The sequence below is a fragment of the Hymenobacter jeollabukensis genome, assembly GCF_005771675.1.
GTDB classification, from domain to species: Bacteria; Bacteroidota; Bacteroidia; order Cytophagales; family Hymenobacteraceae; genus Solirubrum; species Solirubrum jeollabukense.
Genome location: NZ_VAJM01000019.1, coordinates 49,099 through 61,864 on the forward strand (window position 1 = coordinate 49,099; position 12,766 = coordinate 61,864).

The window sequence follows — 12,766 nt, forward strand, 5'->3', positions numbered from 1 at the left end:
CCGTAGTTTACGAGTTCTGCCGCAGTGGCGGGCGCTCCGCCCGGCTGATTTTCGACAGGGCATCCGGGGAGGCGGAGCCGGGCGCGGCGGCGGTGGTTGCGGCCGGCTCGGCTTCGGCGGCGGGCGGCTGCACGGCCCGCGCCAGCGGCACGGCCAGCAGCGCCCCCAGCGTGGGCGCCAGCAGGTACACCCACAGGTGCTGCAGCTGCCCGTTCACCAGGGCCGGGGCCAGGGAGCGGGCCGGGTTCATCGACGCGCCGCAGATCGGGCCCGCCACCAGGGCTTCCAGCGCCACCAAGCTGCCCACCACCAGGCCGGCGGTGATGCCCTTTTCCTTGGCTCCGGTGGACACGCGCAGCACCACCAGCATCAGCAGCAGCGTCAGCACCACTTCCAGCACGAAGGACTGTGCGGCCGAACCCGCCGGCAGCGTGGCGCCCAGGGTGCGGGCCTCGGGGAACAGCAGCCGCAGCAGGCCGCTGCCCGCCACGGCCCCCAGCACTTGGGCCAGCGCGTAGCCCGGCACCCGCCGCCACTCGAAGCGCCCGGCCGCCGCGAAGGCCAGCGTCACGGCCGGGTTCAGGTGCGCGCCCGACACCTCGCCGAAGGTGTAAATCAGCACCACGACCACCAGCCCGAAGGCCGCCGCCACGCCCCCGTGCCCGATGACGCCACCGGCCAGCTCGTCGACGACGGCCGCGCCGGTGCCCAGAAACACCAGGAAGGCCGTGCCCAGCAGCTCGGCCAGCAGCGCCGCCCGTAGGGTGGGCTCAGAGGTAGCGCCCATCCGTGGCGGCGTTTGCCGTTTCCGCATCAGCCCCGACCACGGCACTGCGCCGCTCCAGCAGCAGCGTGTCGCGCCAGCGGCTGCCCATCCGCCCGATTCGCTCGCGGCGGCCCACCAGCCGAAAGCCGGCGGCCTCGTGCAGGCGTACGCTCGGCTCGTTTTCGGGGAAGATGCCGGCCTGCAACGTCCACATGCCCTGGGCTTCCGACGCGGTTATCAGCGCTAGCAGCAGCGCCCGGCCCAGGCCCTGCCCGCGTGCCTCGGCGGCCACGTACACGCTCACCTCGGCCACGCCCCCGTACACGCAGCGCCCCGATACCGGCGACAAGGCCGCCCAGCCCAGCACTTGGCCGGTGGCCTCGTCAAGGGCCACGAGGCGGCTGTGGGTGAGGTGGCCGCGGTGCCACTCGTCCCAGCTGGGCGCTTCGGTGGTGAAGGTGGCGTTGCCGGTGGCAATGCCGGCTTCGTAAATGGCGCGGACTTCGGGCCAGTGCGCCTCGGTGAGCGGCGAAAGAGTCATAGGCGGTGAGCTGGGGAAGTGGTGAAATGGTGAGTCTGACGTTCGGGCGGCCAAATACCGCGCACGTGGGGCCAGCGCAGCGGTACCCAGTACCTCATCACCTCATTCGTTCGCCAAATTAATACGCCCGGCGCAGCATGTCGGCGTATTCGTTGGGCAGGGGCGAGGCTTCCACGGCCCGCGCCGCCCGCTCCACGTCGTAGGGCACGCGCACCAGCTCCGAGCGCAGCCCCGCCGGGTCCGTCAGCGAAGTCTGTTCGTCGAGGTGCAGCAGCAGGTAGGCGGCGCGCGGGTCGCCGTCCTTGGGCTTGCCCACCGAGCCGATGTTCAGGGCGTGGTGGTAGCGGGGCGAGGTGCCCGGCTCGGCGGGCAGTACGCGGTGGAAGGGCTTGTGCGTGTGGCCAAACAGCAGCACGTCGGCCCCGGCGTCCTGCAGCACGCGCCGGAAGCTGGCCTCGGGCCGGTCTTCAAACAAATACTCGTTGATCTTGCGCGGGGAGCCGTGCACCAGCAGCATGCTGAGCGTGCACGGCTCGTCCTGAAACTCCAGCCGTAGGTGCTTGGGCTGCTGGCGCAGGTAGCGCCGCTCCCCGGTGCCCACCACGGCGTTGGTATAGGCAATGCTCTGCGCCCCGAGGGCTTTGTCGGCGTCGGTTTTGTAGGCGCAGCCGCAGTTGTCGCTGCCCAGCCCGATGCCCTGGTCGTAGTTGCCGGCAATGGTGGGAATGCCGCGCCGGCGCACTTCGCCGATGACTTCGTTGGGCCAGGGCGCGTAGCCCACCAGGTCGCCCAGGCAAAAGGTCATATCGGGGCGGCGCTGGTCGAGGTCGGCTAGCACGGCTTCCAGGGCCGGCAGGTTGCCGTGCACGTCGGAGAAAAAGGCGAGGGTCATAGCAGCGGTTCGTCGGAGGCTTGGCGGCAGAACGCCCCGCCGGGCAGGTGCGCGGCGGGGCGTTCCGGGAGGTAAAAGGCAGGGTTAGCAGCAGCCGCTGCCCGGGGCGCAGCCGGCTTCAGTGGCAGCGGGCGCGGCAGCCGTGTCGAGCAGCGTGAAGGTCATGGGGGCGGTGGTCAGCACCTCGGCGGGCGCGGCCTGGGCGGCCGGCGCAATGCAGCACTGGGCGCTGGCCTCGGACTGGTACTCGTCGGCGTAGCGCGGGTCGTTGAACTCGGCGTCCTCGTGGAAGTAGTACACTTCCCATTCCGTGCCGTCCGGGTCGTTCACCCAGAACTTGTCCTGCTTGGCGTAGCAGCAGGCCGTGCCCATTTCCTCGCGCTGCACCAGCCCGGCCGCCTTGGCCGCCGCCAGCCGCTGCTGCAGTTGCTCCACGGTTTCGACCTGGAAGCCCAGGTGCCCGAAGTTGCTGGCCACCCGCGCCGGGTTCTGCACGAAGGAAATAATCAGCGAGGGCGCGTCGAGCACGTACTTGGCGTAGCCGGGCTTGATTTTGGTGGCCGGCTGCCCGAAAAAGGCGTCGTAGAAGCCGACGGTAGCGGCCAGATCAGCCACGTACAGGCTGACGTGCATGCGGGGAAATGGGTTGGTTTTCATAGCGCAGAAAGGGTTGGAAAAGGGGAGAACAGAAAAGGGTCGGAGGAAAACGGAGCCGGCCTAGCAGGCGCAGCCGGCGGGCCCGTCGCAGCAGGTGGCCTGCTCGAAGAAGCCGGCGAACTGCCGCTGCACCCGGGCCAGCAGCTCGGTGTCGAGGCAGTAGCACACGGTCAGCCCGTCGATGTCGCCGCGGATGAGGCCGGCCGCCTTTAGCTCCTGCAGATGCTGCGACACGGTGGTGCGCGAGAGCGGCAGCTCGGCCGCGATGTCGCCCGAAATGCAGGTTTTGCGGGCCGCCAGCAGCTCGATGATGGCCACGCGGGCCGGGTGACTGAGGGCCTTGGCCACCCGGGCCAGCTGCTGCTGGGCCTCGGTAAATTCGGCGAGCTTGGCGTACGTCATGGGTTTGTTATGAAGTATGACGTAAACATACGTCATAGCCTGAGAAAAAGAAACCGTCCGGCAGCTATTTTTTCGGACGAAAGAAATAGTTGTCGGACGGATTGCTGATTGTCAACTCGTTAATGTGAGCGGTTGGTCGGGTCGAAGCCGGCGGTGTCGTCGCTGAGCGTGGGCGGGCGCGGGGTAGCGGCTTCGTCGCTGCCGTCGGAGTAGAGGCGGTCGGCGGTGTTGCGGGCTACGGGCTGGCCGTGGGTTTCGCGGTTCAGCATGGCCGTGCTGCCGCCTTCGGTATTGTTGTTTTCCTGGGCCGCGTCGGGGCGGTCCGAGGCGTCGCGCCGCGGCTGCTCGTCGGCGGGCTGCGGCTGTTGGGATTTGGCTGCCATGGTTGTGAAAACTAGGTTGGGTCTGGCTTACCTGTACGCAGCCCGCGCCCGGGCGGACGAGCCGGCGGCTCCGAAGTCCGCCGCGACGGGCAACAAAAAGCCCCGGCGCGGGGCCGGGGCGGGTAGTTCGGTCGGGCTTAGTCGGCCCGCGCGTTGGGGTTTTCCTCGCCCGGCACGCGTTCCTCGTTGCCGAGGTGCTGCGAAGCGGGCTGGTTGAGGGCCGAAGTCAGGTCCGAAGTGTCCGCATCAGGCGCGGGCTGGTCGAGAATCTGGCCGTAAGTTTCGCGGTCGAGCATGCTCTGCGAGGTGCCTTCGGATTGGTCGGGGCGGGTATCGGCGGCCGACTGCGGGCGTTGGGCGTCGGGGGCTTTTTCGGGAGTGTCCGGATGCATGGGAGGAAGATTGAGCGGTTAGTCGACGGGGTAGAGGCTGTGGCAGGCCGGATCGAGCTGCTCCCAATAGCGCACGCGCCGGGGAGCGGGGCGGGTAGCAACACCAGCAGCCGAGGCCGCCGCTGTAGGAACGGTGGGGGCGGGGCGCTGAGCCGACTGGGGCGTTTGCTCAGCGGGCGGGGAGGTATGGCTTTGGTTCATAGGGCGGTATGGGAAAAGCCGACGGCTGTGGGACGCCGTCGTAACTCTTCTACGCAAAAGCCGCCCGAACGGACGGCCGCCCGCCCGCGTACAGGAAGGCTGCCTTGCTTGCCGGGTTTGCCCGGTAGGCCCGGCCTTGTTTTTCCCTTCTTCCGAACCGTTGCGGCCATGCACGTCGAGCACCAAACCGAAGACCAGACGTTTTACCTCACTTCCCACGGCTACGAAGGCGAGCTGGCCTACAGCCGCCCCGCCGAGGACGTGGTAGACTTTCAGCACACCTACGTCGATGAGCACCTGCGCGGGCAGGGCGCGGGCGAGGCCCTAGCCAAAGCCGCCCTCGACTGGGCCCGGCAGGAGCACCTGCGGGTGCGCACCAGCTGCCCGTACATGGCCAAATTCGTGCAGCAGCACGCCGAGTACCAGGATTTACTGGAAAATGCCGGCAAGTAGCAGGCCGTTGGCGGTTCTGCACTGCGCTCAGGATGACGGCCGATAAAAGCTGATGTCCTCACAACTCCAGACACAACGGCCGCTTCCGAAACCGGGAGCGGCCGTTTTTTATTCCGCCTTGGTTTCTGCGGCTACTGCTTCACCACTTTCAGGTGCTGCGGCTGCCCGTTTACTTCCACCGTCAGCACGTAAAGGCCGGGGGCGGCGCGGCGCAGCGCGGCGCTCAGCTTGGCTGAAGCCTCGGCCGCGGTGAGCAGCGGCGTGCTGAGCACGACCCGGCCCGGGGCGGTGCGCAGCGCGAGCTGCAGCTGCGCGGTGGCCGGCAGGCCGTCGAGGCGCACGTCGCCGGTAGTGGGGTTGGGGTAGATGGTCAGCTCGGAGCCAGGGCCGGCGGCCACGTACTGCGGTGCGCTGTAGGTGGTCTTGCCGTCGGTATCGGTCTGACGCAGGCGGTAATAAGCGGCTGCCGTAGCTGCGTCGTCGACAAACAAGTAAGCCTGGCGCTGGGTGCTGGTGCCGTGGCCCGCCACCTGCCCGATGCGGCGGTACTGGCGCCCATCCATCGATTTTTCGACCTCGAAGCCGGCGTTGTCCTGCTCCTGCGCCGTGGCCCATCGCAGCTGCACGGTGGCCGGACCGCGGCGCTGAGCCACGAAATCGAGCAGGGTGACGGGCAGCACCACGCCGCCCGTGCCGATGCTGAAGGGCGAGAAGCTGCTCACGCCGCTGGCCGTAACGGTATAGGGCCCGCTGCTGCCCACCGCGGTGGTCGAGTAGGAGCCCCAGCTGCCGTTGCCGTTGTAGTGCATGACGGCGGCGCGGCTGCGGTCGAAGCCGACGTTTTCGTCGGTGGCATTCCACTGGAAGGTCAGCGCGGCCGTCAGCGCCGTGCTGGGGCTGATGTCCCAGGTGCGGTCGACGAAGGCGCTGGCCTGGGCGTGCGGGGCGCCGCTGGTACCGTTTTGCAGCACGCCGCCGAACACGCGCACCGGTACGGTGGGCGCGGTAGTGCCGGTGTTCAGCACCGTCAGCGGGGTGTAGCTGGCGCTGGTGCCCACGGGGTAGAGCAGGGTGGTGCCGGCCGGGGCCGGGCGCACCAGCGCGCCGCCGCTGGCCGCTCTGTTTTTCGTCACCACGTAGCGGCTGGCATCGGCCCCGCTGATGGTGGCGGTGCTGGCCAAGGTCAGGTTCTGGTCGCCGAGCAGCAGGTGGCCGTTGCTCAGCGCGAGGGTGCCCGTCACGCTCACCGGCGCCAGCAGCTGCACGTCGGCGGCGTTGTCGATGGTCAGGTTGGCGAAGCTCAGCGCGCCGCTGCCGCCCAGCGTCTGGGTGCTGGCGCCGGCCAGCGCCACGGTGCCGTTGCTGACGAGCGTGCCGTTGTTGCTCAGGTTGCCGGCGAGGCGCAGGGTGCTGCCGGCGGCCAGGGTGAGGGTGGCGCCGCTTTCCACCGTCAGGCTGCGGGCCTGCAGGGTGCCGCTGCCGAGGGCGGGCATGTAGCTGCTGCCGGCCGGCACGAGCACGTCGGTGGTGGCCGAGGGCTGCAGGCCGCCTTCCCAGTTGCGGCAGCTGCTGGCGTCCGAGCTGTTGTCGTTGCCGGTCCAGATGGCCACCGTGTTGGCGGCCGGGGCGCTCAAGGCGCTGGGCGCGCTCGGGGCGGTGTAGGTGACCTTCACGTAGCAGCGCTGGCCGGTGTAGGTGCTGCTGGTGTTGCGCAGCTTCAGGGCCAGCCAGCCGGTGCTGCTGGGCGTGTAGGTGCCGGTGATGGTGCCCACGCCGGTGGCGGCCTGCAGGCGGTTGCCCTGCCGGTCGTAGAGGCCGAAGGTCAGGTCGCGGCCGGTGCCGCTCAGCTCGGGGTACAGCTCGTAGGTGACGGTCTGGCCGCTCTGCGCGTAGATTTTGCCCACCACGCGCTGGTTGGTGGAGTTGTCGGGCAGGCGGCCGCCCTGGCCCAGGCTCTGGCAGTTCTGGTCGCCCAGGTCATCGGCCAGCTCCCACTCCTGGGTGGTGGCGGCGGCGCGGGCGGGCAGCACGTTGCTGCTGCCCTGGCCCTCGGGGGCCCACACCGAGTAACCCCGCCGGCCAAAGGCCGCCGAGCCGTTGCAGGGCGGGGTGTTGATGCGCACGCGCTGGTCCTGGGGCACTACGTACACATAGCTGCCGTTGGCGCCGGAGTAGTCAATCAGCCGGGTGCCGGGCGCGAAATCCGAGTCGACGTAGGTTTCCTGCCAAGTGTCCCAGTTGTCGTTGATACCGATGAGGGCCTTGGCGCCGCGCTCAATAACCAGGTGGTCGGCCTGCTGGGCACGCACTTTGTAGGCGCCGTCCTTGAAGTGCAGATTCTGGTGGCACCAGATCAGGTTCACCAAGTCGTCGCGCAGGGGCAGGTCGGTGGCCGAGGTGGGCAGGTGCGAAAACCGCTTGCCGGTGCCGCCGATGTTGAACAGGTCCTCGAAAAACACCTGCGGGTTGCCGTCCACGGCGAAGGCCGCGGCGTAGGCGGCCGAGAGGCGCGGGTCGAACGGGTCGATGTGCGGGGCCAGCTCCGAGCCCGCGTTCCAGCCGGTGTAATTGCCGCTGGCGTCGAGCTGGGGGCGGAAGGTGTCGTGGTTGTTCACGAACGGGGCCGTGCGGTGCACGTACACCGCCGAGGTGCCCGAGCCGTACTGCGCCACCCGCTGGCCCTGCTGGTAGCCCGGCAGATTGCCAATGTTGAAGCTGCCGTTGCCGCTCACCATGCTGTAGAGCCCGTCGCGCAGGCCGAAATCGAAGGTGCCCATCAGAAACTCCGAGCCGTTGTTCTGGCCCGTCACGCTGCCCACGTAGGTATCCAGGTCGCCGCCGCCGCCCACGAACTCGCCCACGTTGAACATGGCGTTGCCGCCGTTGGCCCAGCCGGCCAGGTACTTCAGGTTGTAGCTCCAGTCCTGCTGGGCGGCGTAGCTGAAGTGCTTCACCGCGTCCCAGCGGAAGCCGTCGACGCCGGTTTGCTTTTTCAGCCACACCAGCCAGCTGCGGGCCTGGTCGCGCGAGTAGCCGGCGCTCTGGGGCGGGTTGTAGCTGCTGGTGGTGCTGGGGCCGTAGCCATCGGAGCCGCCGTCGTCGCCGTAGCAGAAGTCGGGGCCGAAGTAGGGCGCGGCCATGTCGCCGGACGTGGTGTTGTGGCCGGCGTGGGCGTGGAAGTTGGGGTAGTTCTTGGTCCAACGGCCCTGGCGCAGCAGGTATTCGGCCGAGGTTTCGCCCGCTTCGGGCAGGGGCGTACCGTAGCAGGCGTAGCGGAAGGTCTTGTAGCCGTTGTTGCTCGACATGGCGTACGAGTCCGGGTCCTGCCCGCCCGCGCCGGTGCTGGTGCCCGCCCCGTCGGCGTGGTTGAGCACCACGTCCTGAATCACCTCGATGCCGTTGGCGTGCAGCACGGCCACCAGGCGCAGCAGCTCGTCCTTGGTGCCCACGCGGGTGCCCGTCGCGCCTTTCTGGTACTTGTCGCCGAGGTCGTAGTGGTCGAAGGGCGAGTAGCCCACGTCCGAGGTGGCGTTTTTGTTTTTAACGGTCGGCGGAATCCACACCGCGTCGATGCCCAGGCTCTTGAGGCGCGGGGCCAGGTCGGTCAGGTAGTTAGCCCAGCCCGCCGGGTAGTTCGAGTTCCAGTAGTCCCACCAAAAGGCCTGGAGCACTACTTTTTTGTGGGTTTGCTGGGCCCAGAGCGGCTGGACCAGCAGCAGCAATAAAGCCAATAGCAGCGGCCAGCGCCGGCCGCGGCGGGAGTAAGCGTCGAGCATACGCAAGGGGTGGGAAGTGGAAATCGGGGCGGAGAAGCCAACGCCGGGGTCAGCGGCCATTGGCTCCGCAAGATACAATCAGTGCGGCGGCAATTGCAAAGCGGTTATTGATCTAATAGTCAAGTGGTAAGGCTGATGAATATTGCGTTGATTATTCGTAAAGTGCCAGCTGGGGTCGTAACCCGCATCGGACCGCGCATCCTGGCCGTCGTCAGATAAGTAGCAATAAAAAACGCCTCCCCGAACAGGGAGGCGTTTTTCAGAAAGCGGCGGAACAGCAGTGCCGAAACCGGCAGCCGTCCTTAGCGCTGCACGGCCAGGCGGGCGGCGTACTGCACGCCGGCCACCGTCACGCGCACCGAGTACAGGCCGGCGGGCAGGGCGGGCAGAGCCAGCGTGGTCACGTCGGCGCCGCTGAGGGTGCGGGTAGTCGTCAGCACTTCGCGGCCCAGCGCGTCGTACAGGCCGATGCGGGCCGCCTGGCGGCCGCTCAGGCCCGGCAGGCGCAGCTGCACCGCGCCCGCGGCCGGGTTCGGGAATACCTCAATGCCCACGCCCAGCGCATTCGGCTTGGTGGTGGCGGTGGTGGTGCAGGCCGTGCTGCTGTGGCTGCCCAGGCCCGAGTAAGTGTCCACGCCCACGGCCGTCCAGCCGGCGGCGGCGGTGCTCCAGCGGGTGCTGCCCCCGGCCACGGTGGGCAGGCGGCGCAGGGTGTTGTTCAGGGTGGTGCCGCCGGTCACGGCCCAGTTGGCCTGCTGCCCGATGACGCCGATGATGTCCAGCGTGTCGGTGCCTTTAAACAGAGCCATGGCGTCGTCGCCATTGAAGTCCACCACGTTGTTGGTCACGTTGGCTACGGCCGTCACGGCGGCTACCGAGCCGGTGGTGGCCACCACGTAGGTGCCGCCGGCCGCGATGGTGCCGCTCAGCGTGTAAGGAGCCTGCGGGGTGGTGCTGCCGTTGGCGTAGCGCAGCAGGCGGTAGCTGCCCAGGTTGATGGAGCTGGTCGTGGGATTGTAGATTTCCACGGCCCGCGTGGCGCCGCTCGATTCCACGTACTCCGTGAAGAACAGGTCCGAGCAGTTGCCGCCCCCGCCGGGCAGCGGCGCGTCGTCGTTGGTGATGGTGAGCACGTGGCTGGTGGGCGCGCTGATGGCCACGCCGCCGCCGCTGGGCGTACCCAGCAGCAGGCGCACGGTTTCGTTGGCCTCCGATTGGGTGTCGCCGTTGATGGTCACCGTCACGGCCTGGCTGGTCACGCCCGTGGCGAAGCTCAGCGAAGTCGTGCCCAGGGTGTAGTCCGAGGCGTCGGCGGTGGTGCCGGCCGCGTCCACCGTGATGGGCAGGGTGAAGGCCGCGGTGGGCGCGGCGCCGCTCAGCACCACGTTCACCGTGTAGGTGCTGGTGCCCGCGTTGCCTTCCACGATGCTGCCCGTAGCCGTCGCGAAGCTCACCAGCGGCGGCTGGCCGTCGTCGTTGGTGATGGTCAGGTCGTGGGCGTTGGGCGAGCCGACCGAAACGCCCGATGAAGTGGTGCCGAGCACCAGGCGCACGGTTTCGTTGGCTTCGGGCTGGGTGTCACCGTTGATGGTCACCGTCACCGTCTGCGAGGTCTGGCCGGCGGCGAAGGTCACCGTCTGGGTGGTGAAGGTGTAGTCCGAGGGGTTGGTGGCGGTGGAGTTGGCCGCGTCCACGCTCACCTGCACGGTCACGGCCGAGGTCTGGGCGGCGCTCAGCGACAGGGTAGCGGTGTAGATGCTGGTGCCCGCGTTGCCTTCCACGATGCTGCCCGTGGCCGAAGCAAACGTCACCGTCGGGCCCACCACGAAGCCCCAGGCCTTGGCTACCAGCGAGGGGTCCACGATGTAGGGGTTGAAGTTGCCCTGGGCCTTGGCGGCGCGGCGGTTCCGCTCCCGCTCGTGGGCATCGACCGGGTCGGCCAAATGCCACTGATAGAGCGTCTGCAGGTCGGCCAGGCCGGTAATCACGTCCTTGCCGGAGTCGAACGTCTGCCCGGCGTGCATGGTGTAGAAGTAAAACGCCGTGCGGGCCAGGTTGCCCTTGTGGTCCTCGCGGGGCTCAAACAGCGAGCCGCTGTCCTCGCTCCACTCCGCGATGTTGCTGGTCGGAATGCCGCTCTGGCTGGTGGTGTTGCGCATCCAGATGCGCGTTTGCGCGTCCGGAATTTCCGCAAACATGTCGCTGCCGCGGTTGGAGTTCCACTGCGTGTAGGTGGGGTAGAGGTGGTGAATGTCCGACTTCATGCGGCTCACCTCGTTAAACCACGACTGCGGAATGGTGTGCTCGCAGTTGATCAGGCCCACGTTGGCCGTACTGGTGGCCGTCGAGTCGATGGTCTTGGGCACCGAGTAGCCTGAGTACACGCAGGTCAGCTGGCCGTTGAACACGTCCACGTAGTTGTACATCTTGCCGCGGGCCACGTCGTAGCCCAGGTCCACGCGCTTGCCGTCGTACCAGTTCACGCGCAGCCAGTCGCGCAGGGCCACGCCCTGCAGGTTGGCCGGCGGCGAAGGCGGCAGTACCTGCGCCGTAGCCGTGCTCAGAACCAAGCCGGTAACGGCCAGGGTCGCGCAGATGTGCTTAGCGAAGAAGTGCTTCATGCAATAAGGAAGAGTGTGTTGGGAAAAGCAAAAGGACTGCAAAGGTCCTGAAATCATTTAGTTACTCGCCTATGTGGGCGCAAAAAAAGCGGCGGGTCACGGTTAAGTTTCCGTGACCCGCCGCGCGGATGAGGTGACTAGCCGGAGCTTACATCTCCGACTTGCTCTTCATCTTATCTTTTTTCTCCTTCATTTTCGTCTCTTTATCAGGCTTCATGCGGCGGCCTACGCGCATGTCGTCGGCCGGAGCCGGGGTCGTCGCGTCGCCCACCGTGGTTGAGGTGCCGTTCATCGGCGTAGTGGAGTTCATGTCGGTGCCGTTGTTCATCGTGCCCGTTGCGGGCGTGGTTGGCGTGGCCGGCATCGTGCCCGCCGGGTTCATGGCCGGTTCGGTGGTCGGCGTGGTGGCGGGCATGGTCGTGGCCGGCGTAGCGGGCATGGTCGACATCGTGCCCGTGGCCGGGGTGGTCGTCGTTTCGGTCGTCGTGGTGGTCGACGAGTTCATCATCGAGCCGCCGCTACCGCCGCTCATCGAGGCGTCGGTGGTGCCGTTCATGGGCTTCATCTTGGCCTTCATCTTGTCGCCGGCGTCCGATTTGCCCTTCATCTTGGTATTGCCGTTGTCGTCGTCCTTGGACTTGGTTTTGGTGTCCATGTCCTTGGTTTTGGTCTTGGTGCCGTCGCTCGAGGTTTTGGTGGTCTGGGCTTCGGCTACGGTGCAGAGGGCCAGGCCCAGCGCGAGTACAGAAATGGTTTGCTTCAACATGACGGGTCTTGGTTGGGAGGTTAGAAAGGGAACCTTAGTGCCCCTTATACGCACTCCGCCCATTCCGGATAACGCCAGGGTTGCTCGTCGACTGTTCGATGCCCTGCCAATCAAGCAAAAAAGCCCTTTCCGGCGCACGGAAAGGACTTTTTTGCTCCACGTGAAATTGCCGCTTAGCGCGCCGGCATCAGCACCGTGTCCACCACGTGCGTCACCCCGTTGCTCGACACCACGTTCGGAATGGTCACCGTCGACATGCTGCCTTTCGAGTCATGCAGCATCACCGCGTTGCCCTTTTTCATCACCGTCAGCGTCTCGCCTTCCACGGTGGTGAGTTTCTGCCCGTCCTTCAGGTCAGAAGCGAGGTAGCGGCCGGGCACCACGTGGTAAGTCAACACGGTGGTGAGCTTGGCCTTGTTTTCGGGCTTTACCAGCGTCTCCACCGTGCCGGCGGGCAACTTGCCGAAGGCCTCGTTGGTCGGGGCGAATACCGTGAACGGCCCCGCGCCCTGCAGCGTCGGTACCAGGTCGGCCGCCTTTACGGCCGTCACCAGCGTGGTATGGTCGGCCGAGCCCAGGGCGTTGGCCACGATGTCCTTGTCGGGCGTCATCATGGCGCCGCCCACCATCACGCCCGCCGACGAGCCGGCCATGCTGCCCGAGGCGCCCATGCCGCCACCGGTGGTGCTGCCGTTCATGGCTTTGTGGTCTTTGTCCTTCATTTTCATCCGGTCCTCCTTGGCCTTCACTTTGGTTTGGGCCTGGGCCGTGGCGGAATAGCCGGCCGTGAGGGCCAGCAGCAGGGCGGCGGTAAGAGCGTGCTTGAGCATGGTCGTAAGGTGTTGGTGTGGTGAGATTGAACTGAGCCCGACTTACGACGCCCGCCCCCGGACCGGATTGCTTCGTCATTCACCAA

The 12,766-nt window shown here is 67.2% G+C and carries 13 protein-coding genes; 1 reads left to right on the forward strand and 12 read right to left on the reverse strand.

All coding sequences use genetic code 11. The features are described 5' to 3' along the window. Positions 1-7 precede the first annotated feature (7 nt). The 8 genes from FDY95_RS24735 to FDY95_RS26510 all read right to left on the reverse strand — a co-directional run bounded on the left by FDY95_RS24735 (position 8) and on the right by FDY95_RS26510 (position 4,234). A complete protein-coding gene (locus FDY95_RS24735) occupies positions 8-787 on the reverse strand; it encodes an aquaporin (protein WP_138082203.1) in 780 nt (259 codons plus the stop codon). Then, positions 771-1,307, reverse strand: coding sequence for a GNAT family N-acetyltransferase (locus FDY95_RS24740; RefSeq protein ID WP_138082205.1), 537 nt, complete (start codon positions 1,305-1,307; stop codon positions 771-773). The genes FDY95_RS24735 and FDY95_RS24740 overlap by 17 nt, the downstream gene beginning before the upstream one ends. Positions 1,308-1,425: 118 nt before the next feature. Continuing rightward, positions 1,426-2,199: a metallophosphoesterase family protein gene (locus tag FDY95_RS24745; RefSeq protein ID WP_138082207.1), complete on the reverse strand. Its 774-nt coding sequence runs from the start codon at positions 2,197-2,199 to the stop codon at positions 1,426-1,428. A gap of 84 nt (positions 2,200-2,283) precedes the next feature. Continuing rightward, positions 2,284-2,856, reverse strand: coding sequence for an ArsI/CadI family heavy metal resistance metalloenzyme (locus FDY95_RS24750; protein ID WP_138082209.1), 573 nt, complete (start codon positions 2,854-2,856; stop codon positions 2,284-2,286). A 60-nt stretch (positions 2,857-2,916) separates the two neighbouring features. After that, on the reverse strand, positions 2,917-3,258 hold the full coding sequence (locus FDY95_RS24755; protein WP_138082211.1) for an ArsR/SmtB family transcription factor: 342 nt from the start codon (positions 3,256-3,258) through the stop codon (positions 2,917-2,919). Between the two features lie 119 nt (positions 3,259-3,377). Further along, positions 3,378-3,641: a hypothetical protein gene (locus FDY95_RS24760; RefSeq protein WP_138082213.1), complete on the reverse strand. Its 264-nt coding sequence runs from the start codon at positions 3,639-3,641 to the stop codon at positions 3,378-3,380. A gap of 137 nt (positions 3,642-3,778) precedes the next feature. Next, a complete protein-coding gene (locus tag FDY95_RS24765) occupies positions 3,779-4,033 on the reverse strand; it encodes a hypothetical protein (RefSeq protein ID WP_138082215.1) in 255 nt (84 codons plus the stop codon). An 18-nt stretch (positions 4,034-4,051) separates the two neighbouring features. Further along, entirely contained in the window at positions 4,052-4,234 is a 183-nt protein-coding gene (locus tag FDY95_RS26510; RefSeq protein ID WP_171025844.1) for a DUF1674 domain-containing protein, read from the reverse strand. A gap of 168 nt (positions 4,235-4,402) precedes the next feature. On the opposite strand from FDY95_RS26510, the gene FDY95_RS26515 reads away from it, so the two are divergent. Further along, positions 4,403-4,687, forward strand: coding sequence for a GNAT family N-acetyltransferase (locus FDY95_RS26515; RefSeq protein ID WP_171025845.1), 285 nt, complete (start codon positions 4,403-4,405; stop codon positions 4,685-4,687). 131 nt (positions 4,688-4,818) lie between these two features. Here the strand turns inward: FDY95_RS26515 and FDY95_RS24775 are convergent, their stop codons facing one another. From FDY95_RS24775 to FDY95_RS24790, 4 genes are all read right to left on the reverse strand, one after another. Then, on the reverse strand, positions 4,819-8,463 hold the full coding sequence (locus FDY95_RS24775; protein ID WP_171025846.1) for an alpha-amylase family glycosyl hydrolase: 3,645 nt from the start codon (positions 8,461-8,463) through the stop codon (positions 4,819-4,821). Positions 8,464-8,765: 302 nt separating this feature from the next. After that, complete coding sequence (locus FDY95_RS24780; RefSeq protein ID WP_171025847.1) at positions 8,766-11,084, reverse strand: endonuclease; 2,319 nt, start codon at positions 11,082-11,084, stop codon at positions 8,766-8,768. Positions 11,085-11,232: 148 nt separating this feature from the next. Then, positions 11,233-11,850, reverse strand: a complete 618-nt coding sequence (locus tag FDY95_RS24785) for a hypothetical protein (protein WP_138082223.1) — start codon at positions 11,848-11,850, stop codon at positions 11,233-11,235. Between the two features lie 173 nt (positions 11,851-12,023). Next, on the reverse strand, positions 12,024-12,521 hold the full coding sequence (locus FDY95_RS24790; RefSeq protein WP_246074121.1) for a fasciclin domain-containing protein: 498 nt from the start codon (positions 12,519-12,521) through the stop codon (positions 12,024-12,026). Positions 12,522-12,766: the final 245 nt, after the last annotated feature.

Bases quoted from the DNA above. Each gene is read 5' to 3' on its own strand.
- FDY95_RS24735 (WP_138082203.1), bottom strand. From the start codon at position 787: ATGGGCGCTACCTCTGAGCCCACCCTACGGGCGGCGCTGCTGGCCGAG.
- FDY95_RS24740 (WP_138082205.1), bottom strand. From the start codon at position 1,307: ATGACTCTTTCGCCGCTCACCGAGGCGCACTGGCCCGAAGTCCGCGCC.
- FDY95_RS24745 (WP_138082207.1), bottom strand. From the start codon at position 2,199: ATGACCCTCGCCTTTTTCTCCGACGTGCACGGCAACCTGCCGGCCCTG.
- FDY95_RS24750 (WP_138082209.1), bottom strand. From the start codon at position 2,856: ATGAAAACCAACCCATTTCCCCGCATGCACGTCAGCCTGTACGTGGCT.
- FDY95_RS24755 (WP_138082211.1), bottom strand. From the start codon at position 3,258: ATGACGTACGCCAAGCTCGCCGAATTTACCGAGGCCCAGCAGCAGCTG.
- FDY95_RS24760 (WP_138082213.1), bottom strand. From the start codon at position 3,641: ATGGCAGCCAAATCCCAACAGCCGCAGCCCGCCGACGAGCAGCCGCGG.
- FDY95_RS24765 (WP_138082215.1), bottom strand. From the start codon at position 4,033: ATGCATCCGGACACTCCCGAAAAAGCCCCCGACGCCCAACGCCCGCAG.
- FDY95_RS26510 (WP_171025844.1), bottom strand. From the start codon at position 4,234: ATGAACCAAAGCCATACCTCCCCGCCCGCTGAGCAAACGCCCCAGTCG.
- FDY95_RS26515 (WP_171025845.1), top strand. From the start codon at position 4,403: ATGCACGTCGAGCACCAAACCGAAGACCAGACGTTTTACCTCACTTCC.
- FDY95_RS24775 (WP_171025846.1), bottom strand. From the start codon at position 8,463: ATGCTCGACGCTTACTCCCGCCGCGGCCGGCGCTGGCCGCTGCTATTG.
- FDY95_RS24780 (WP_171025847.1), bottom strand. From the start codon at position 11,084: ATGAAGCACTTCTTCGCTAAGCACATCTGCGCGACCCTGGCCGTTACC.
- FDY95_RS24785 (WP_138082223.1), bottom strand. From the start codon at position 11,850: ATGTTGAAGCAAACCATTTCTGTACTCGCGCTGGGCCTGGCCCTCTGC.
- FDY95_RS24790 (WP_246074121.1), bottom strand. From the start codon at position 12,521: ATGGGCGCCTCGGGCAGCATGGCCGGCTCGTCGGCGGGCGTGATGGTG.